This window comes from Amphritea atlantica (assembly GCF_024347255.1).
In the GTDB taxonomy this organism is placed as follows: Bacteria; Pseudomonadota; Gammaproteobacteria; order Pseudomonadales; family Balneatricaceae; genus Amphritea; species Amphritea atlantica.
Window position 1 is genome coordinate 592,105 of sequence record NZ_AP025284.1, and the last position, 21,914, is coordinate 614,018.

Annotated in this window: 18 protein-coding genes; 15 read left to right on the forward strand and 3 right to left on the reverse strand. The window is 41.8% G+C overall.

Going from position 1 to position 21,914, the window contains the following annotated elements; genetic code table 11:
• The first annotated feature begins 37 nt into the window (after nt 1-37).
• From OCU43_RS02760 to OCU43_RS02830, 15 genes are all read left to right on the forward strand, one after another.
• A complete protein-coding gene (locus tag OCU43_RS02760) occupies nt 38-787 on the forward strand; it encodes a sulfotransferase family 2 domain-containing protein (RefSeq protein ID WP_091360575.1) in 750 nt (249 codons plus the stop codon).
• Nucleotides 780-1,901, forward strand: coding sequence for a DegT/DnrJ/EryC1/StrS family aminotransferase (locus OCU43_RS02765; protein WP_091360573.1), 1,122 nt, complete (start codon nt 780-782; stop codon nt 1,899-1,901). Before OCU43_RS02760 ends, OCU43_RS02765 begins: the two co-directional genes overlap by 8 nt.
• Before the next feature lies 1 nt (nt 1,902).
• Nucleotides 1,903-4,254, forward strand: coding sequence for a hypothetical protein (locus tag OCU43_RS02770; protein ID WP_091360570.1), 2,352 nt, complete (start codon nt 1,903-1,905; stop codon nt 4,252-4,254).
• A 33-nt stretch (nt 4,255-4,287) separates the two neighbouring features.
• Nucleotides 4,288-4,905: an acetyltransferase gene (locus tag OCU43_RS02775; protein WP_175483578.1), complete on the forward strand. Its 618-nt coding sequence runs from the start codon at nt 4,288-4,290 to the stop codon at nt 4,903-4,905.
• A 14-nt stretch (nt 4,906-4,919) separates the two neighbouring features.
• Nucleotides 4,920-5,729 (forward strand): sulfotransferase family 2 domain-containing protein, encoded by an 810-nt coding sequence (locus OCU43_RS02780; RefSeq protein ID WP_139203210.1) that lies wholly within the window; start codon nt 4,920-4,922, stop codon nt 5,727-5,729.
• A 1,050-nt stretch (nt 5,730-6,779) separates the two neighbouring features.
• Complete coding sequence (locus OCU43_RS22345; protein ID WP_512699931.1) at nt 6,780-6,917, forward strand: RT0821/Lpp0805 family surface protein; 138 nt, start codon at nt 6,780-6,782, stop codon at nt 6,915-6,917.
• 59 nt (nt 6,918-6,976) lie between these two features.
• Entirely contained in the window at nt 6,977-8,701 is a 1,725-nt protein-coding gene (locus tag OCU43_RS02790) for a polysaccharide biosynthesis/export family protein (RefSeq protein WP_245756617.1), read from the forward strand.
• A 66-nt stretch (nt 8,702-8,767) separates the two neighbouring features.
• Nucleotides 8,768-9,556: an ABC transporter permease gene (locus OCU43_RS02795; RefSeq protein ID WP_091360559.1), complete on the forward strand. Its 789-nt coding sequence runs from the start codon at nt 8,768-8,770 to the stop codon at nt 9,554-9,556.
• Entirely contained in the window at nt 9,553-10,242 is a 690-nt protein-coding gene (locus OCU43_RS02800) for an ABC transporter ATP-binding protein (RefSeq protein ID WP_091360557.1), read from the forward strand. Before OCU43_RS02795 ends, OCU43_RS02800 begins: the two co-directional genes overlap by 4 nt.
• 48 nt (nt 10,243-10,290) lie before the next feature.
• On the forward strand, nt 10,291-11,379 hold the full coding sequence (locus OCU43_RS02805; RefSeq protein WP_091360555.1) for a KpsE/RkpR family capsule polysaccharide export protein: 1,089 nt from the start codon (nt 10,291-10,293) through the stop codon (nt 11,377-11,379).
• Between the two features lie 69 nt (nt 11,380-11,448).
• A complete protein-coding gene (gene rfbB / locus OCU43_RS02810) occupies nt 11,449-12,534 on the forward strand; it encodes a dTDP-glucose 4,6-dehydratase (protein ID WP_091360553.1) in 1,086 nt (361 codons plus the stop codon).
• Nucleotides 12,531-13,427 (forward strand): dTDP-4-dehydrorhamnose reductase, encoded by an 897-nt coding sequence (rfbD, locus tag OCU43_RS02815; RefSeq protein WP_091360551.1) that lies wholly within the window; start codon nt 12,531-12,533, stop codon nt 13,425-13,427. Before rfbB ends, rfbD begins: the two co-directional genes overlap by 4 nt.
• Before the next feature lie 3 nt (nt 13,428-13,430).
• Nucleotides 13,431-14,306 (forward strand): glucose-1-phosphate thymidylyltransferase RfbA, encoded by an 876-nt coding sequence (gene rfbA, locus OCU43_RS02820; protein ID WP_091360550.1) that lies wholly within the window; start codon nt 13,431-13,433, stop codon nt 14,304-14,306.
• A 141-nt stretch (nt 14,307-14,447) separates the two neighbouring features.
• A complete protein-coding gene (locus tag OCU43_RS02825) occupies nt 14,448-16,253 on the forward strand; it encodes a glycosyltransferase family 2 protein (protein WP_091360548.1) in 1,806 nt (601 codons plus the stop codon).
• Nucleotides 16,250-17,497, forward strand: a complete 1,248-nt coding sequence (locus OCU43_RS02830; protein WP_091360547.1) for a glycosyltransferase family 4 protein — start codon at nt 16,250-16,252, stop codon at nt 17,495-17,497. Before OCU43_RS02825 ends, OCU43_RS02830 begins: the two co-directional genes overlap by 4 nt.
• 154 nt (nt 17,498-17,651) lie before the next feature.
• On the opposite strand, the gene OCU43_RS02835 is transcribed toward OCU43_RS02830, so the two are convergent.
• From OCU43_RS02835 to OCU43_RS02845, 3 genes are all read right to left on the reverse strand, one after another.
• Nucleotides 17,652-18,833, reverse strand: a complete 1,182-nt coding sequence (locus OCU43_RS02835; RefSeq protein ID WP_139203209.1) for a hypothetical protein — start codon at nt 18,831-18,833, stop codon at nt 17,652-17,654.
• A gap of 427 nt (nt 18,834-19,260) precedes the next feature.
• Nucleotides 19,261-20,388 (reverse strand): polysaccharide pyruvyl transferase family protein, encoded by a 1,128-nt coding sequence (locus OCU43_RS02840; protein WP_091360543.1) that lies wholly within the window; start codon nt 20,386-20,388, stop codon nt 19,261-19,263.
• A 138-nt stretch (nt 20,389-20,526) separates the two neighbouring features.
• Nucleotides 20,527-21,738, reverse strand: a complete 1,212-nt coding sequence (locus tag OCU43_RS02845) for a hypothetical protein (protein WP_091360541.1) — start codon at nt 21,736-21,738, stop codon at nt 20,527-20,529.
• Nucleotides 21,739-21,914 lie beyond the last annotated feature (176 nt).

Sequence of the window (21,914 nt, forward strand, 5' to 3'; positions counted from 1 at the left end):
TGTATTGATCGAAACTGTCCGGCTGTAGGAGGATTGGATGAGAACTGTTATTTTGCATTATCATCTTTTTAAAAATGCAGGCACATCACTGGATGCTGCCTTTAAAGAAAATTTCAATGAAGAAGATGGTGAATGGGTAACAAAAGAATTTCCTGCTCAGCCTGCTTTAAATCGAGGAAAGGTAAAGCAATGGATTATAGATAACCCACAGGCAAAGTGTTTTTCTTCCCATACCGCTATTTTCCCGGTACCTGAGATCGAGGGCATAAGGATAATTCCTGTAATCTTTATGCGTCACCCGATCGACAGAATAGCATCAGCGTACTCTTTTGAGAAAAAGCAGGTGGGCGATGGTTTCGGCCCAGCGTTAGCACGTAACACCACATTAAAAGGTTATATCGAAACACGACTTTCGCTTGTGAATGATCGTCAGTGCAGAAACTTTCACGCACACCGCTTAGCGACAATGTTTGGGGAGAAAGTGGGTGATGAAGGCTACAGGGCTAAGTTGGCAATAGAGAAGCTTCCATTTGTTGGTGTTGTAGAACGCTATTCTGAATCTTTAGAGAAGCTCGAGTTGTTATTGAAGGAAGAGGGCTTCGCTGATATCAATCTGAATCCTGTTGAAAAAAATGTATCCAGAAGTGTGAAAAGCAGTTTAGATAAAAAGCTATCTGAGATAGAAGTACAAATAGGTGAAGAGCTATATAGTAAATTAGTGGATGCAAATAGTAATGATATTGATTTTTTCAATAATTTAAATGCGAAAGAAACTAAAAATGACTGAATCTGATGAGCCGATATTAGTTACACGACCGTTGATGCCTAAGCTAGAAAACTATAATCGTTATTTAGAGGATATATGGGTATCGAAGTGGCTTTCTAATGGCGGGGCTAAACACCGGGAGTTAGAGGCTCGTCTCAAGGAGTATATAGATGCTCCAAATATCTCACTATTCAATAATGGTACAACCGCATTAATGACTGCGGTACAAAGCTTAAGGTTGCAAGGTGAAGTTATAACGACTCCTTTTACTTTCCCTGCCACGACACACGTTCTAGCATGGAATAATATTACCCCTGTTTTCTGTGATATAGATCCTATACGTTTAACCATCGATCCAGAAAAAATTGAAAGACTCATCACGGCAAAAACTACAGCTATTCTTGGGGTTCATGTGTATGGCGTTCCTTGTCATGTAGATGAAATTCAAGATATTGCTGATCGTCACGGGTTGAGGGTTATTTATGATGGAGCTCACTCTTTTACAACAGTTCACAATGGTCGACCGATAGCTGACTATGGTGATATTACTATGTTTAGTTTTCACCCTACAAAGCTTTTTCATACTGGAGAAGGGGGAGCTTTAGTTTTTAATGATTCTAATCTCAAACAACGTATTGAGTATTTGAAGAACTTCGGGATAAAAAATGAAGAAGAAGTGCTTTTGCCTGGTATAAATGGGAAAATGGGCGAGTTGCAAGCTGCTATGGGATTGAGTGTGTTGCCTTTGGTTAAAGAAGAGCAAGGATTAAGGTCTGAAATAAGAAAAATTTATACGGACGCATTAGGTGAAGTAAAAGGAATTACTATTATTAAAGTGCCAGAAAATACTACCAGTAGTGAGCAATATTTTTGTATTTGTATTGACGAGGTAGAGTTTGGGGAAAGTCGCGATGATATCTATGATCGTTTGAAAGCTAGTAATATTATGGCTAGAAAGTATTTTTCTCCTTTGGTTAGTGAATATCCCTGTTATAGTTCTTTGGCATCCGCCAGTAGAAAATACTTGCCTCAGGCCAATCGAATTACGAAAAATGTATTATGTTTGCCTTTTTATGGAGGTCTTTCTCAATATGATATTAATAGAGTTATTAATTTAGTGTTGTTGAGGAAGTAGTATGCGTAAGCTTTTTATTCATATTGGGCGGCATAAGAGTGGTACATCCTCATTACAAAAATTTTTATGTCAAAATTACGAACTATTATTAGAGTTTGGATATGAATATCCTCTGTTAGGTCGTAGACCAATCGCTCATCACCTTCTGGCTAAAGCTTTGTCTGGAACATGTGATTTGGATGAGAGTGATAAGTATGAAGTGGATGAGTTGTTATTATCTATTGAGAATTCTCAGTGTAATGTTATTCTGAGTAGTGAAGCCTTTCAGAATGTTAAACCGCAAAGCTTGGCTCGTGTTTTGAAGGGGGATTTTGATATATATATCGTTTGCTATTTTCGTGATCAATTAAGTTATCTTCTTTCATCTTATTCGCAGGCAATACAGAATCAAGCCTTAACTGAATCAATTGAGCAGTATAGTAAACGCTTGTTTAATAATTTGAACTATAATGATTTTATAAAATCTTGGGAGGAGGCATTTCCTGACGCCTCGCTTATAGTTAGATCTTTTGATAAAAAGCTTTTGACGGGTGAAGATATTAGGGTTGATTTTTTAGATGTACTATCTTTGAATGAGCTGGAGCGATTCAGGTTTGATAGTAAAGATCAGAATCCGAGTATTGGGAATAAGCTACTTGAATATAAAAAAGCATTAAATAGGTCTATTGGAAGTATTGGCTTAGATACAAAATTATTATATAGAGTGCTTTCTGAGTTGTCAGGATTGAATGCTGATTATTCTTTAGACAAAAAGATTACTCAGTGTATCTATGATGTTGCAACAGAAACTTATACTGCTCAAAATTTGTTGTTTAAAAATAATTGGGGAATACAGTTATCAGATGGTTTTAAGGATGTTAGTGTTTCTAACTCAACTGTTGAATTAGATGTAGAGGATATTTTTTCTATTACAGCTGCAATTGAGGCCAAACATAGCACAATAGGTCTCAAGATTATTGACTCTCTTGATGATATTTTTGATATACCCACGCCGCCATTAAATATATATGTCAAATTTATTCAGGATCGTTTTGGTGTGCCGATATTCGATGAGGCATTTTGTACTGAGTTGGTGAATGAGGAAGTTTTGATTGGTTTGGTAAGTAAATTGCTGTCTATGCATATTGGTTTGCAGGACACAATTGCACTGTCGTCTCTTGTGAAATTGAAATTAAGGCAGAGTAATCAATTTAACCTTCTTATCAATGAAATTGCGATATACCAAAATAACTTAAAGCTTGATATAAGCCATAGAGGGAAAGGAGTCACAGTTCTTAGTAGTATTGTTCGCCCAGATAGTGAACATATGGGAGTTATATTAAATCATGCAGTTCCTCTTGTATTAGCTGGTGAAAAGGTAAGTATTGTTTTAATGGCTGAGATGGAATGGCCATCATGGCGAAAACAAGCAGGCGAAGCTTTTCGAGAAAAGTTCACAAGGGCTCTGGTTGAATATCTAGATAAATCAGCTCTTGACTATTTAAATAAAGAGCTGGTCTGTAGTGAATTACGTATTTTTGTATCTCCTCGTCCAAATATTCTAGCTTCATTGCTGTGTGAGAATGTAATTCGATTTGAGGGAGTTGCTAGATTTAGGTGTTCTAACGTATATGCAAAAGATATTCTAAATAAATGTAATGTTACTACTGTATTGTTTAGCTCAGCTGTTGCAGATGTTAAGTATACGGATAGAGTTCTAGTTAGGCATGAAAATCCTTTAGAAAGGCAAATCTCATTTCATCCCCCTATTAGAATTAAACCTGATAGTGATCGGGTTTTTAATATGACGTCATTTGGTGGTATAAAAAAACTTATCTCTGTCTATTCATCAAATAGAATTTCTCATGGACTTTCTAATTTAACTGATAATGACTGGTGTGGGCTTGAAAAGCTATTTACTAAATACCCATATTTGAGTTGGACACTTATTGGGGCTGCGGATGTTACTGTGGCATATGAAGCAATCCCTGATAGTGTACCTAGCTTTGTTAGAGAACGGATTCTTATAATGGGTGTGTCTTCTCTAGACACTGTATATCGGTCTGATAACGTGATTTTGGCATTGCCCGGTATTCCTGGCGCAGGTGGTGTAGGTATTTCTTCGTTAAAGCATGGGATGCTTGTTTTAACAATAGATGATATGCAGTCTGATTTAAATAACTTGGTTCCTGAGTCTTTGAGGTTTGCGAATATGGAAATGATTTTTAAAAAAATTGCTGAAATTAACTCAGGTCAAGATGTAAGTGATTATTTTTTTGCTATAAAGGAAAGGTTGTCTGAGCTTGGCGATTTAAGAGGAAGGGGTAAGGCTCTTTCAGATATTGTTAATTTAAATGCTTTGGATCATAGCTAACAGTTATGTCCGGTTTTGATTGGAGTTGTGGATTTGAAAAAGTTGATAGTTGTTGGGTCAGGAGGGCATGGTAAAGTAGTAGCTGAGGCTGCATATGCCTCTGAAAAATATGAAAGTGTATTATTCTTGGACTCACATTATCCTCAATGTAAAGATGAAAAGGTTATCGGTCATTCAGATAGCTTTGTAGAACATATATCTGATAATGTTGAATTTATTGTGGCTATAGGAGATTCTTCTGTAAGGTATTATCTTTCAAATCAGATTTGTCTTCATGGTGGTGTGCTAGCAGTAGTTATTCATCCCGATGCTGTTTTGTCTAATAGAGTTAATCTGGGGCTCGGTACTTTTATTGGAGCGTTAGCCGTAGTCAACTCAGGTTCAAGAATTGGTATGAGTTGCATAATAAATACATGTGCCCTTGTAGAACATGACTGTAATATCGGAGATGGCGTTCACATATCGCCTAAAGCTGCTCTTGCAGGGCATGTGATAGTAGGTGATAAAACATGGATTGGTATTGGAGCAACCATTATTGATAAGATAGTAATTGGAGAATCAGTAATAGTTGGTGCTGGAGCTGTAGTGATAAATAATATTAAAGATGGTAAAACTGTTGTAGGAATACCAGCAAAAGAGACTGCTAAATGAAATAGGAGGTTGTTTTGAAGAGAATTGGATATGTTCATATTCCAAAGTGCGGAGGAAGCGCGTTTAGTGATGGCATAGAAAGTGCCTTAAATTTAAGTAAAACTCATATATCAGTTATAGTTGATAAGGAGACTACAAAACTTTGGTCTTTGAAACGCTCCTCCATTGCTTATAAATTTGCTAGCAACTCAATTTACCTTCATGGTCATATATCTTATAAGGAAATGGTCCTTTTAAAAAGAGATGTTGTTTTTACTGTCTTAAGAGACCCTGTTGCGCGTGTTATTTCTGCTTATACGTATAACCTTAATAGGGCTAGCAATCCTATTTCGTTGAAGAACGATCCAACACTGAAACGATATAGGGATATGAGTTTTATTGATTTTCTTAAAATTGTTAAGCCTAACGGTATTTTTAGAAACTTAGTTGGAGATGTTTTAAAGAAAAATCAGCTTGGGTTTTATTGTAGTAGGTATAATCCTGATTTGTTATTGGACTTGAATTTTACTAATTCTATATTAGATGCTTTGAGGCGATTCGATTATATATTTGATTCTGATTTGTCTAGAGCGGCTTCTGTTCTTTCTGAAGATAATATTACTCCTGCATTTAAAGTGCATCGATTAAATATCAGTAAGCAGGTTGAAATTAATATAGGTGGAAGTAGGGGGGAATTGGAGGAAGCATTACTGCACCATACTTGGATTGATGACTTTGTTTATAGAAGTGCAATGGATTTGTTTCCTCATTATGTAACTAAAAAACCTATGCTTATTTCGGATGCTTACGATTCAATAGCAAAAAACTTTAATATAATTGACTAGTAGTATGTGGTCAGTTAACTGCGTCTTGCAAAATCGCACTGAGGGATAGTTTGCCCTTGATTAGATTAACTGACCCTGTAATTCTGTGTGTGGATTTCAGATACTGTGTTTGCAAGTAACCGGCTTATGGGTCGTTGCTTGTTTAAACTTCCAAGTGGTCTGATAAAGTTATACCTCTTAAGGTAACAGGATTGTTTTGCATCTCGCTTAGTGGAGTTGTTATACAGTTTACCGCAAGATATCTCCGGGATCAGTGTTTGTATAAAACGTTCCGCTTTGCCATTTGTGAGCGACGATAAGGGTGCGTATCCATAGGTCGTGAACCTATCGCTTCTACAGCATTCCTAAAGGGTGCAGGTCAATATTTTGATAGTATTTAAAAAAAACTGACTGCGTTCTTAGCTGACTGTCTGGGATAGGCTTCAGCATAGCTACAGCGGGTATAGTCATCAGTGTAGATATGCACGTATTCCCAGCCAGCCCCTATATATTACTTGTCGAACGCCTGCCTTACGATAGCCTAGTGAGAAGGAACGTGTGACACGCTTGAAGCCCTAGCTGCTCTGTCTTTATTAAACACGTAACCTCAGCCTTTCTCAATTCCACTCTTAGCCATTGCTGACCTTATGATATGCAATTCACAGTTTTATCTACAGTCTCTTCGTCGGGCCTAGGGAAACCTCTTCGCCCCTCTCTGATCTGTCATTGTCTGTGAATACAGATAGTTTTAATTAATAGAGCGTAGTTGCTCTGAGACATGTAAGTTGGCTCGATAATATTGTATGATCTTGGCCTGTAAATTTTGTTATGGATAGCAGATTGATGAAGCTGAGTACCGCCCGAATAGTTAACTCTGTAGTAGTCTTGTTTTTAGTGACTTTTTTATCCGCATGTACCCCTCAGGCAATGCACAAGGCCGGTCCGGGGGATTCTTTTCAGACATCTGTCGACAATAATGTTCTACCACGGGACGTGAGTCAGATACTCTCGGATAATTCTCAGGATTTTTCCCTGACTATTCCAGCGGGGATGTTCCAGGGGGGAAATCTTATGGCTAATGCTACCTACTTTGCTGCCAGTGGACGTTCCTGCCGAAGAGTGGTCATCAGTGATAATCTGTCTCAGCGGCACTACCTTGCCTGTACTGTTAATGACACCCAATGGGAACTGATTCCGGTAACACTCTGATAGCAGGTTGTATCACCGCTCAGGTAATCCATCGTGACAATGTTAAATGGAATTCATCTATGAATTTGTATAGCACCAAAAGACGTAATGTTATGTGTAAAGGCTTTGTGGCAGGCCTGACTCTGTTGTTCTGCAGTTTTGCACAGGCCGCCATTGAAAGTGCAGGTGATCTTGATCCTGCGATGCAGCAGTTGATGAGTGGCGGAGGGGGCATTGATGCTCAACAGGTGCAACAAAGTATCGACTGGAAATCGGGTACTTATGGCCAGCTGGGCTCAAAAGGCCCTGCTGATACGGAGACTATTCGACCCTTTGGCAGTCAGTTGTTTGATGGTGGCTTCAGCGGCTTAAGGTCTGATGGTCTTAATTCAGACTACAAAGTCACGCCGGGTGATCAGGTTGTTCTGCGTATCTGGGGGGCAATTGAGATGGAGCGGGTGCTGCCAGTGGATGCCCGGGGGAATGTTTTTATACCGACTATTGGTCCCGTCAGGGTTCAGGGTCTGAGTCATAAAGATCTTGATACCCGCATTCGAGGGGCTGTCCGGGCGATCTATCCGGAGAATGTTAATGTTTATACCCAGGTTCAGGGTGTCCAGCCGGTGGGTGTATTTGTCACCGGTTTTGTCTCCCGTCCAGGCCGTTATGCAGGCACCCCCAATGATTCGGCTATCTACTTTCTAAACCAGGCGGGTGGCATCGATGATCTGATGGGGACATACCGTGCGATTAAGGTTATTCGTAACGGTAAAACAATTGAAACGATTGATCTGTACGATTTCTTATTAAACGGTCAGATGGTACGACCTCAGTTTCGCGATGGTGACACTCTGGTGGTGGGTGAGCGCCAGGCTTCGGTGGTGGTTTCCGGTGACGTAGAGCGGTCATATCGATATGAACTGACAAAGAACGAGATGACGGGGGCTGCACTCACTAAACTCACGCATATGAAGGCGGGGGTTTCCCATGTACTGTTACGGGGGGATCGCAGCAGCGGGCCGTTAACCGGTTACCTGTCTCTGGCAGACTTCAGACAGCAGTCATTGCAAAATGGCGATGAAGTTATTTTAAGTATCGATAAGCGTTATGACACCATTGTTGTTGAGATTGAGGGTAGTTTTTATGGCCCGTCCCGTTACTCCCTGCCCCGGGATATAATGTTGCAGGACTTTCTTGATTCGATTGCTGTACCAAAGGGTATTACTGACACGACCAGCATCTCTATGCGCCGGGAAAGCGTTGCCCTACGCCAAAAAGAGTCTTTAGATGAAAGCCTGAGACGTTTAGAAGCAACCTACCTTGGTGCATCTTCCGCCACCTCTCAGGAAGCCAGTATCCGTGTGCAGGAAGCCGAACTTATCAGCAAGTTTATCGCCCGGGCTTCAAAAGCAGAGCCCAGCGGTCGACTGGTTGTGGCCTCTAATGATCACATAGCCAATATCCGTTTACAGGATGGCGATGTAATTACAATTCCCGAAAAGTCAGATTCTCTGCTGATCAGTGGTGAAGTTCTGGTACCTCAGTCAGTGGTTTATGAGTCTGGAAAAAGTGTCTCTGATTATATCGATGGTGCGGGTGGTTTTAGCTCTCATGCCGATAAGTCAAAGATTCTGATCGTACGCCAGAATGGCGAAGTGCGCGATGCTGAGGATGTTGCACTGAAAGCGGGCGATGAGATTCTGGTGTTGCCTGAAGTGCCAACCAAAAATCTGCAGCTGGCAACCAGTATATCTCAAATCGTTTATCAGATTGCAGTGGCCACCAAAGTTGTGACGGGGTTGTAAGATGAACTTTTTCTTAACTGTCAACCTGAGGTGAGAGTATTGAATCCATGGAACAAGGTTTTTTGAATGCTTAGCTCTCGAACATCCTGGCAGGTTACCAAAGCTGTTTGGTACGCTTTGTTTATGCGGGAAGCTCTGTCTCGCACCACGGGGGATCGTTTTGCGTGGTTTTGGATGCTAGCAGAACCTGTTGCAATGATTGTTGTGTTGGTTTCTATGAGAGGCATTATTATGGGGGGGCGTTATATATCAGGAGCTGAGTTTATCCCCTGGATGCTGGTTGGACTGCTGGGCTTTTATCTGTTTCGTGAGAACCTGCAGCGCTCGTTAGGAGCTATGCAGGGCTATAAGGGACTATTTGCATATCGTCAGGTTAAATCCATTGATCCTGTTTTCGTGCGATGTTTTCTTGAAGGGATGCTGAAAACATTCATCCTCGTTCTGTTCATTTTTGCTGGGATTTTGTTGGATATTGATCTTATTGCGGATGACCCACTGTTTGCTCTGTTTTGCTGGTTTTCGTTGTGGTTTTTAGGGGTAGGGGCTGCATTAACATTTTCTGCTGTTTCGGAACTGGTTCCAGAAGTTGGTAAAATTGTGCGAATTACCTCGATGCCACTAATGATTATCTCTGGAGTGATCTTCCCCCTTAACTTTCTGCCGTTCTGGATTCAGGAGTATCTTCTGTTCAACCCAATTGTTCACGGGTTAGAGCTGCTACGTATGGCTTTTTTCGAAAATTATCGCCCTGTTGCGGGGATCGATATGGGGTATCTGTGGCTCTGGAATCTAGGGTTGATTACCTTTGGGCTGATGCTCCATATGCGTTTTGAACCGAGACTGAAAGCACAATGATCAGCATCAGAGGGCTCTATAAACGGTACCATAAACATCATGGTGGTGACTGGGTTCTTAAAGATGTGAATCTGGATATCCCCGAGGGGGTGAGTGTTGGGTTGATCGGGAGGAATGGTGCGGGTAAATCTACACTGCTCCGGTTAATTGGTGGGATGGATAGCGCGGATAAAGGTGAAATTATTCGCGATTGCAGCGTTTCCTGGCCCATCGGTTTAACCGGAGGCTTTCAGGGTTCGATGACCGGCCGGCAAAATGTCAAGTTTGTCGCCCGTATTCATGGCGGTGAAACACATTTAGCCGAAATTCTACATAAAGTCGAAAGCTTTGCGGAGATCGGCAAGGCGTTTGACGAGCCGGTTAAAACCTATTCATCAGGGATGAGAGCGCGTTTGGCATTCGGGCTGTCATTGGCGTTTGACTTCGACGTTTACCTTTCTGATGAAGCCACTTCTGTGGGTGATCAGGTTTTCCGCCAAAAGGCAACTAAGGCGTTTAAAGACAAAATGGGTAAAGCCAGTCTGATAATCGTGTCTCACGGTGAAGGGATGCTGAAGCAGCTGTGTCAGGCGGGCATACTGATCGATAAAGGGAACGTAACCTGGTTTGATGATATTAATGACGCTCTGGAAGAGTACCACACCAAAAATAGTCAGCCGAAGGCTTCTCCCGACAAGGGCAAATAGTTTTATTTTTATAGCAAACGCAACATGTATGTTAGGGATGAATGGTTAATGAAACAACATTTAATGAAAAACCCGGTATGGGTGGTGTGTGGGGTTTTCATTGCACTGTCTGCTTTTTATTGGGGGATGCTGGCCAGTGACCGTTATGTTTCTGAAGCCAATGTGGTTCTTGAGAGTCCGCAGATTACCATTCCCACAATGGATGTGTCTTCATTGTTGGGCGGCCCCACGGGAGAGAGTGGTGACATGCTGCTGCTCAGGGATTACCTGTTGTCCGTCGATATGTTGCTTGATATTGATCGTTTAGTGGGGTTTCGTGAACACTATTCCGCCGCGGGTATCGATTTTATTTCAGCGCTTAGCAGCGCTGATGTTCCTATTGAAGATCTGCATGAATACTACCTTAAACGGGTTTCTGTTGAACTGGATGATTATGCCAATGTATTGCGCATTAAAGTAGAAGCTTTCAGCCCTGAGATGGCCAATAAAATTGCCAGCTTGTTACTTGAAGAAGGCGAAAAGCATATGAACCTGTTGGGCAAGCGTCTTGCTGAGGAGCAGGTGCGTTTTTTGGAAGACCAGGTGGCGATGCTCAATGACAATTTTAATGTTGCCCGCAATGAACTTCTGAATTATCAGAATAAAAATGGACTGATCTCACCAACCGGTACGGTTGAAAGTATTAGCGCTGTAGTGGCAACCCTGGAGGGGAAGCTTTCTAACTTGCAGGCGGAAAAAACCATGTTGAAAAGTTATCAGAGCAGCAGTTCTCCTGCGATGGTTAAAATAGACAATGAGATAAAAGCGGTGCGGCACCAAATTGAGCAGGAAAAAAACAGAATGGCACAGCAGTCGGGCAACGCACTGAATACAGTCACGGCTGAATACCAGACGCTTGAACTGAAGGTGAAGTTTGCACTGGATAGTTATTCCGGGGCGTTGGCTGCATTGCAAAGCACCCGTATCGAAGCTGCTCGCAAGCTCAAGCAGGTGTCTGTGCTGCAAAGCCCGACATACCCGGAATACCCGCTTGAACCGCAAAGGCTGCACAATATTGCGATGTATGCGATTGTCGCTCTGTTTATGGGGTTAATTATGCAGATGTTGTTGCTGATTATAAAAGATCATCGGGATTAACCTGCTGTTTATATAATCTTCGTTAAGATAAATACTACGAAGCGGTATGTGAGAATTAAAGGTATAGCTATGAGTAAAACGTTTTTAGTGACCGGAGGGGCCGGATTTATTGGCTCAGCTGTAGTCAGGGAGTTAATTCTCAACACAGAACACAGGGTTGTGAATATCGATAAACTGACTTACGCAGGGAATACTCAGTCACTTGCAACGGTATCGGACAGCGAACGTTATTTTTTTGTGCATCAGGATATCTGTAACCGTGATGCGATGGAAAAGGTATTTGACGATTTTCAGCCTGATATAGTGATGCATCTGGCTGCAGAAAGCCATGTAGATCGCTCAATTGATGGCCCTGGTGAATTCATACAGACCAATGTGGTAGGCACTTACACACTGCTGGAAGCTGCTCGCAAGTATTTTCAGCAACTGAAAGCGCAGAGTGCCGAAAAAGCGTCGGGGTTTCGTTTTCACCATATATCAACGGATGAGGTCTATGGTGATCTGCACGGTGCAGATGATCTGTTCACGGAAACGACGCCCTATGCGCCAAGCTCACCCTATTCTGCCAGTAAGGCCAGTTCAGACCATCTGGTCAGAGCGTGGCAGCGGACTTATGGATTGCCGACTCTGGTAACCAATTGTTCCAATAACTACGGACCTTATCACTTTCCTGAAAAGCTGATTCCTCTGATGATTCTGAATGCCCTGGCTGGAAAAGCGTTACCGGTGTATGGTGATGGTAAGCAGGTGCGTGACTGGTTGTATGTTGAGGACCACGCCCGGGCCCTGATTCAGGTTGCTCAGCAGGGGCTCATCGGTGAGACCTACAATATCGGTGGTCATAACGAGAAGCAGAATATCGATGTTGTATATACTTTGTGTGATCTGCTCGATGAACTAAGGCCGTCACAGAGCAATACAGAGGTTACAGTTAACAGCTATCGGGAACTGATCACCTTTGTATCAGACCGCCCGGGGCACGATCTACGTTATGCCATTGATGCCAGTAAAATCGAACAGGATTTAGGCTGGGTACCTCAGGAAACCTTTGAAACAGGGATGAGGAAAACGGTGGAGTGGTATCTTAGCAACCAGGATTGGTGGCAATCGGTGCTGGATGGCAGCTATCAGGGCGAACGTCTGGGGTCACTATGAACATACTGGTTACGGGGGGGAGCGGTCAGGTAGGCTTTGAACTGCAGCGTAGCCTGGCGATCTTTGGTCGTGTTGATGCACCGGACCGGCAACACCTTAACCTTGAAGACCTGGATCAGGTGGCTGCATATCTTGAAGCGACAAAGCCTGGGCTTATCGTCAATGCTGCAGCCTGGACCGCGGTCGATAAAGCGGAAACGGAGCAGGATAGCGCCCGCATTGTTAATGCGGACCTGCCCGCTGTGCTGGCGGGCTATGCCGCCAGGAACAATATCTGGTTGATTCACTACTCATCAGACTATGTTTATCCCGGCAACGGAACGACACCCTGGAGTGAAACTGATCAGACCGCCCCGCTATCTGTCTATGGTAAAACCAAACTGCTGGGTGATGACAATATCGCCGCATCTGGCTGTCATTATATGATTTTCAGAACCAGCTGGGTTTACAGTGCCCGGGGCAACAACTTTATGAAAACGATGCTCAGGCTTGGCGCAGAGCGGGAGCAACTGAGTATCGTCAATGACCAGTGGGGCGTGCCTACGCCTGCGCGACTGATAGCGGAGATCACTGCGCTGGCTGTTAGTCGTTCACAGCAGATGGCTTCACAAGGTTCAGGTATTTATCATCTGGCTCCATCCGGCGAAACCAATTGGTGCAGGTTCGCTGAATCTATCTTTGCATTAGCACGGGAGGAGGGCTTTAAACTCAAAGTGGCGCAAGTGACAGGGATACCAACGTCAGATTATCCAACGCCTGCCAGCAGGCCATTGAACTCACGTTTGTCACTGGAACAAATTGAACGAGAGCTCGGAATCATCATGCCGGACTGGTATAGCCAGCTGCAGATGACATTAGAAGAATATCTGAGCCTGAAAAATAGAGAGGAATAAGTTATGGCGCGTAAAGGAATTATCCTGGCAGGGGGCTCAGGCACCCGTCTGCACCCGATTACCCTGGGTGTATCGAAACAACTGCTGCCGATTTACGATAAGCCGATGATCTATTATCCGATCTCTGTGCTTATGTTATCAGGTATCCGCGAGATACTGATTATCTCAACCCCTGAAGACCTGCCTCAGTATAAGAAGCTGCTGGGTTGCGGGAAACAGTTTGGTGTTCATTTTCAATATAAAGAACAGCCCTCTCCAGATGGTCTGGCGCAGGCATTTATTATCGGTGAGGAGTTTATTGGGCAAGACCCGGTGTGCCTTGTGCTGGGCGATAATATTTTTCATGGGCAGCACTTTTCTGATCAGTTGCAGCGGGCTGGCAGGCAACAGCAGGGAGCCACCATTTTTGGTTATCTGGTCAGTGATCCGGAAAGGTTTGGTGTTGTTGAGTTTGACGCAGATGGAAAGGCGATCTCTATTGAAGAGAAACCTCTGAAGCCCAAGTCTGATTATGCCGTGACGGGGCTATATTTCTATGACAACGATGTGATTGAGATCGCAAAACAGGTTAAACCCTCCTCTAGGGGCGAGCTGGAAATTACCAGTGTCAACAATGCATACCTTGAGCGGGGTGATCTTAAGGTCGAAAAGCTGGGGCGCGGCTTTGCATGGCTGGACACCGGTACCCATGACAGCTTGCTTGAAGCCGGACACTATGTGCAGACCGTAGAGCATCGGCAGGGGCTGAAAATTGCCTGCCTTGAGGAGATCGCCTGGCGCAATGGCTGGCTGAGCCGTGAAGAGCTGTGTATGTATGGGGAAAACCTCTCAAAAACGAATTATGGTCGATACATAATCAGTTTGTTGGATGAGAAATAAAGCGCCCATTGTTATTTATTGAATACTGGACAGATATTTATCTGCATGAAGTCCGGTATTGAATAGATTTTTTATCGAGATATGTTTGCTGACTAACCTTGATGTTTAAAGTGATAGCGAAGGCTGAACAGGGAGCTGCCAGTGTTAAAGATTTTTGAGAAAAGTAACAAACTAACTGAAGAAAAGATCAGAAGCATTATTGCTAAAGATTTTGATGCAGACTTTTATCGTCAGGAGTATGAGCTGGTTCTCAATGGTCAGGACCCGCTGGAGCATTTCATCAAGGTTGGCTCAAATGAGGGGTTCGATCCTTGTGGGTGGTTTTCCATAGATGACTACCTCATCGACTTCCCTGATGTCAGTGAAACCGGAGTCAACCCTTTCTTTCACTATCTCTATTATGGAAGAAAAGAGGAGCGGAATATCAAACCCAGTAAGAGGAATAAAACGACGCTGTCCGATAACCCTCTGGTGGATCCCGCTAGCCATACAGTCGACGATGATGCCGATACTTTTTATCATAGCCTGTATTATAAAGAGGCCAGAAACTTACTGGATAACGAGAGCTTTACTCCCGAACGATGGAAAAAGTGGATAAAAAAAGTTAAGCAGGAATCCACACCACATCCAAATGTAAAAGCCTATATAGAATCAGCCGTTGTCTCTGAACGGGGTTCGTCCGGACTGTTAGTTGGGTGGGTCGTCAGTAGTCCCGACTCAATCGTCTGGATTGAAGATGAAGAGGGCTCGCCAACATTTTTAACTCAGGCCCATCGAATTTTCAGGGAGGATGTGTATAAGGCTTTCCTGACAAGCTTTGATAAAGCGGAGATCAATAGTGGCTGTTTAGTGCCAGTAAAAAATATCAGTCCTAAAGAGACGCTCTCAATATATGCTTTGTCATCTAAAGGAGTGCATAGATTATCCTCTGCTGAGGTCGGTTACCTCGATTCTCAACCGGCGGAGATGGCTAAGTGGTTGTTCACTATCGAATCGAAACCTTCCGATCAGGTGGATATTTTCAGGCATATTTTCTGGCCTATGCTCAGCGAACAGCTAACCCGGAACAACCGCGTGATCGCCAGAATGCCCGTCTCTGTTGAACAGTATGGCGAGGTCCGGGACCCTTTGATCAGTATCATTATTCCGCTTTACGGCCGTATCGATTTTATTGAAGGGCAGATGGTCTCTTTTGTTTTAGATGAGTTTATTAAAAGTCAGACAGAGATTATCTACGTCGTTGATGACCCAACACTGGTTGAGAAGTTAAGAACACTGGCGAAGGAGATCTATGATCTTTATAAAGTCTCTTTCAAGGTTGTGTTTGGTGGGGTCAACAGAGGTTTTTCCGGAGCCAACAACCTTGGTGCAGAACACGCCAGCGGTACCTACCTTCTGTTCATGAACAGTGATGTCTTTCCTAAATCTCCAGGGTGGCTGGGGCCGATGTTAGAGGCTTTAAAAACGAATCCTGAGCTTGGGGTTATTGCGCCGAGGCTGTTATTCGCAGATGGCTCAATTCAACATGCAGGAATGGAGTTTCAGTATCGGTCGGATATCGGTATCTGGATCAATCACCACCCCCATATGGGGCTTGATCCGATTCTGGATCCTCATCAGACGTTGACAGAAATGCCTGCGGTTACAGGCGCCTGTATGCTGATCTCCAGAGAAGACTTTGACGCCGTTGAAGGATGGGATACAGGCTATCTGATAGGTGATTTTGAGGATTCTGACCTCTGCTTGAAACTGCTGGAAAAAGGAAAGGGCTGTGGATACCTTCCCACAGTTGAGCTGACGCATCTGGAACGACAGTCATTTGGCTTAACAGGCACTCCGGATTTTCGAACCAAGGTTGTGATTCTTAACGCTTCCCGGCATATGACCCGTTGGTCTGATTTGATTGAAAAGTTAGCGGCGAAATCTGAGGCGGCTATTAAATTATGAAAAATAGAATTCTTGTAATCTCCCATGGGCATCCCGATTTCAGTTTAGGTGGTGCCGAGATCGCGGCCTATAACCTGTTTAACGCCTATCAACAGCACCCGGATGTCGAAGATAGTTGGTTTCTGGCACGTGCGGACCGTGGACGCGGCGCAACGGGGCAAATTCGGAAGCGTCGAGAAAATGAATATCTGTGGGAGCAGGGCATCGGTGATTGGCATCTGCTAAAAGCAGAACAGCAACAGTCGCTGACTACATGGTTTACCGATCTGATTCAGGCACTAAAACCCACCATTGTGCATATGCATCACTATGCTCATATGGGGGTTGAGTTCATCAGGGTTATTAAACAGATTGACCCTGAGATCCGTATCTTCTTCACCATCCATGAATATATGGCGATCTGTAAACATAATGGTCAGATGGTGAAAACAGGGGAAGGCCATAAACTGTGTAGTAGCGAGTCCTATGATGAATGTCATCAGTGCTACCCGCAACATACGGCTGAAGATTTTTGGTTAAGAAAGCACTTTATAAAAAGCCATTTTGACCTGATTGAAGGCTTTATTTCGCCGTCTGAATTTCTGCGGCAGCGGTATATCCAGTGGGGGATAGATGAAAGTAAGATCATTGTAATCGAAAATGGTCAGCAGGATATTGAGACGCTCCCTCCCAGAGAGCTCGCGGATGGAGAAACACGTAACCGGTTTGCGTATTTCGGCCAGGTGAACCCCTATAAGGGGATCGATGTATTATTGCAGGCACTGTTAAGTCTGAAGAAAAAGCAACGGAAAAAACTGGTAGTTGAAGTACATGGTGCCAATCTGGAACAGCAAACCGGTGAGTTTCAGGAGAAAGTGAAGGAGATGGCCTCTAAGCTTATCGAGGAAGGCTGTCTTCGCTGGGTAGGGCCCTACCGTCCTGATGAGCAGATGAAGCGGATGCAGAGTATTGACTGGGTGATTGTCCCTTCCATCTGGTGGGAAAACTCCCCCATGGTGATACAGGAAGCGTTTGTTGCCGGCCGCCCGCTGATTGTTTCTGATATAGGCGGGATGGCAGAGAAGGTCCGAGATGGTGTGGATGGTGTCCACTTCAGTGCTGGAAACCCGGTTGACCTGGGGATCAAGTTGCTGAACCTTTCCGGTAACAGTGAAGTCTGGGATGAGCTCCGGGAGGGAATAAGTAAGCCCTTAAACTACATGGAATGTAGCATCGAACATTTGAGATATTTTGACAGGTGCTAAGAGATTAGTCGTCTTTGGGCAGCCTCTTACTACGCATCATCCGCTCAGTTGGTATCCACGCCGATGCGGATAATCAATAGTGAAAGGGGCTGCGCCGACTACAGATCTTGATGGAGAAAATAAGCTTAGTATTGTTAAAAGACATTATATTTCTTTATTTCAGTTTCTCCCGGTATTCGTTAAGTTTTTTGTTTATAACAACTCCGTCAGGGCGTATTTTCTGAGCTAGCTCCATAAAAATAAAAGCTTTCTCCAAATCCTGAGATTCGTATAGTAAAGCAGCGTCTCTGAACAAATCTGCAAAGCTACCAGGTAGGGGAGTGAAGTTAATTAGTTGTAAAATTAATTTTAATATCGAGTTTTGGTCTATATTAACCTGATTGTTTATTGGTTCTTTGTACGGGAATAAGTCTCCGTCTGATTTTAGATACTTTCTATTTACCTCTCTGTTTGTTTCTCTGAATGCTTCGAATATTTCAGAATATTGCTCTGGCGTTACAGACACACCTTTTCCTGCGAAATTTTTGTCAATTATAGAAAGTAACTTTCGCTTTTTGCTAATTATTGCTTTGTCTGATAACTGATTTGGAAAAGCTTGGTTAATGGTTAGCCCAATAACTTGTCCCAGTGGATTTAACGATTCGTTCTGAGGTTTTTTGACGCGTGAAAAATCTTCAGATGGTTCTATCTCTAAACAAGAAAGGAAGTCGTCTATCAAATCACAGTTTATAAAGGTTTTTCTGTCAAATCTTCTTACGCATAGCTTATCTTCTCCAAAGTTATCTACCCAGTTTTTTAGCATTGTCTCGAAGTTGTAATATGAATTTCTGGGTGTGCAAAATTTCAAATGATAAGAGAAATCATATATTGTTCCAGATTTTATCAATGTAGAATAAAGAGATGAAAGTGTTTCAGTCTGCTCTCTTATATAACAAATTATCTTTATATCACTGTAATATGGTGATAATAAGTTTTTGATGATGTTTATTTGCGATGAAGTTGTATTTCGTGAGTGGAAGTGTTCGCTTGATATTATTATAGAGTGGATTGAGTCTGGTAGGGATGATATTTCTTGATCAAGGCTTTGCTTAGTGTATTCTCTAAATTTTTTTCTCTCTTCAGGAGTATTTATATTTCGGTCCTGAAAAAAATCATCTGTTATGTCATCTCTCATGGCATATGAGGGCAGTGCTCGGTTATTTCTAACTCCTGCAGACTGGATGAAATAGTATCCCTTATGAATTAGCGCCTCTCTATTCTCGTATAGAAATTCTTGAATAGACGTTGTACCAGTTTTCTCTGTACCAATATGGAGGTATATTCTACGTTTTTTCATGTTAATACTATTTTTTCGTTTTCTAGCGTGTATCGAGTGATTACATACCTAAGAATGTTAACACGACTTTGTTGAAATATAGAGTTTGTGAATGACTGACTAGGCGCTCTGTACAAGGGATGAGCAAATTATAGCTTTATTTTAGGCAAAATGTTAGTTGTAAGATACTTCTCAATAGGAGTAGATTAACACAACTTAAGTAACTACTAATAAGTAGATTAGTAGGGTGGATGAGGGGGAAGCCTCTAAATCCAATGATTTTAATATCATTGAATAACGCTTTATAAATCCAGGTAATGTAGATTGGATAATCCTAAATTCTTGCAGGCGCTACTCAGAAGAGTAACGAATATGTGAAAATTCATAATCTCAGTCACTTAATAATGCTTATTTTGGAGGGGTAATGTCTTATAAGTTTTCGCTAAATCTATAAAAATGACTTTAGATGTGCTGATATATTGATGCCAACACTTTTGAACATTTTTTCATAATTAGTAGCTAGTTCACGTCTTCTCTCATAAAATCCTATCTCATCAAATGTTATAGTGCTGAACAAATCATTGATAGTGCCATCAAACTGTGAAAACTCAGTGGATGTTATTGAAGGAATAAAAACGCTCTTACTCAACTCTCTTGTTCTCGTATCATGTGTTATACATATAGAAGGAATGCCCGCAGAAGTAGGTAAAATTGAACCGTGTATCCTTGTGCCGACGGCATGGCTTGTACATTTTAAATATTCTAACCATGAGTGGGCTGTAGTAAAGTAAATGGAATTTTTTCGTAGGAAGTTGTAGAAATAACTTGTTGTCATCTCTGGGTCAATAAATTTACGAAACTTTTCTATGTATTCCAAGTCTGTTTTATTTAGACTTTCATGGCGAATAACTTTTAGAAGGGCTGCGGGTCTTTGTATTATATATTTTCCATTTGTTTTGTCTATTAATTTAAATAATTTTGACTCCGTTCTTCTTAGGTTTTCTTTTATAGATGCTGAAGCTGATGATAGATGTGTCAGATCTGCATTCCATCTTAGGCTGATTTCTTTTCCAAGGTTTTGATTGTTGTTGATTAATATGGATGGACAGCCAAGATTGGTGATGTTTTTTACATCATAATGTTCACAAACTTTCTTTGAAAAGTCTCCTCTTACACCAATGTTTTCACATCTGGAAGCGACGGCTTTCAAGAAGCCTATCGTACCTTCCTGCAAATCTGGTATTTTTGATTCATCCTCTGATTGTGCGCCCAGGCCAGATATTAATACGGGTTTATTAAGTGTTTCTACTAGATCCCTTAATATGCTGAGATCATTTGACTCCATAAGAAAGTTTGCAGCAGCAATGACGAGCACATCAATTCTATTTTTTAACGCTTCGGGGTTGTCATTCCATCTGACTTGTAAAACATTTCCTCCAACTAAACGGGTGAACCCCAACCAAAAAGCTAAATTCCCCAAATTCTGACCCGAATGCTGCATTAAATATTCAGAGCTGTTACAAAAACTTTCAGGTACAACCCCCCGTGGAGAACCTATGAATCCTACTCTAATCATTTTCTATCCTTTACGCTTCCTACAGGGGCGATAGTTGTATTACGTCTTTTAATGTAGTGTTTTTTGTATTATTAAAAAGTAAATTCTGTATTTTAATAAATATGCTCGAAGAGTCAAGCTTTACTTATTGGTTGCAGTTTAATGGTTTTTTAATTTGCTTTCGTAGTTTTTGATTTTACTGTTTATGGTAACCCCATCTGGGCGGAAGTGTTTTACCAGTTTCATCAACTCGTATGCTTTGTCTAGGTTTAAGCGCTCTATGCCAATAGCCAGGTCTCGCAAAATATCTACCAGTTCTGAGGATATAGCGATGGATTTATTTTCAGTTAAACTTTCTTCAAACTTTAATAGAAGCTCGTTTAGGTCTGGTAGTTCAAAGTCATAGTAACTTCTGTTTGCTGGATTTACTTCTAGGTCAATCTCTGATTTAGCTAAAAGCTCAACGATATCAGCGTCTTTAAAAGGTCCGTCAACTATCTCTCTTCCCATAAAGGAAGGAGTATTTGAATAGTTTCCATTCAGAACGGTGATTCTAATATCACCCGGAAATGATGGGAAAGAGTCAATAGCTTCGTGTAAGTACAAGTTTCCTGAGAATGAAAAGCGTTTATTCAGGACGCTTATACCTTGCTCTTCTTTTCTTGAAGGGGCTAAGAAATATCCTATTGATAATAGTTTGCACGGCACTCTGTTGTTTAGATGTATCTGGTCTGTACACCTGGAAAAAGTAATATCTATAAGTGAGTTTTTGAAATCATATTTTTGGTAGTTGTTAGTTTCTGCAATGTCATGGCTGTCAAATATAATATATGGATCTTTTTTTATAGACCCCCCGTGTACGGGTTTTTCGGTAAGTGTTCTCAAGTTATTAGCAAGTGATACCCCTACTGTAAATGAAGTTTTTCTATTCAAGTGAATGTCATCCCCGTAATTTTCAGTTTTAAATGCGAATTTATTCAGGTCAAGTAAAGGTATTTTGTTTGTTTTTGAAAGGTTTTTTACGAAATTGTAATAGTCTGACTCCTGAGAGTTTAGTTTTTTTCTTATGGGAAATAGTATATTTAAAATGTTGGTGTTTAATGAGCTAAGCAGTCTGTAAAAGTCTTTGCACTCTTCTAAGTAGAAATCTCCTAGTCGAGGATGGTAATAATTTATGTCGTTGATGTAGTGGTCAATGATAAGAAGATCTGATTTCTCAATTAGTTCTATGTTTTGCTTGATAGTTTTTATGTGGTAAAAGAATGGAACGCGCCCGCAGGATATGTTTGAAACTTGATGATAGATTTTTAAAGCTGAAACGTAAGACTCAGTCATTACAGAGTTTGATGTGCCAATAATGATAATATTCATGATGTTTGATAAATCATACTTTATGTTTGGTATTGGTTGTTTTAACTAAAATGTACAAATAAATAGTTTGGATGTTGCAATATGATACTGATTAAAGCGGTCTTATGCCAAAGCTTTACGTGTTCTGTGTGACGTTGGGGTAAGTGTGATCAAGTCTGTTGCATTAGTTAATCTGC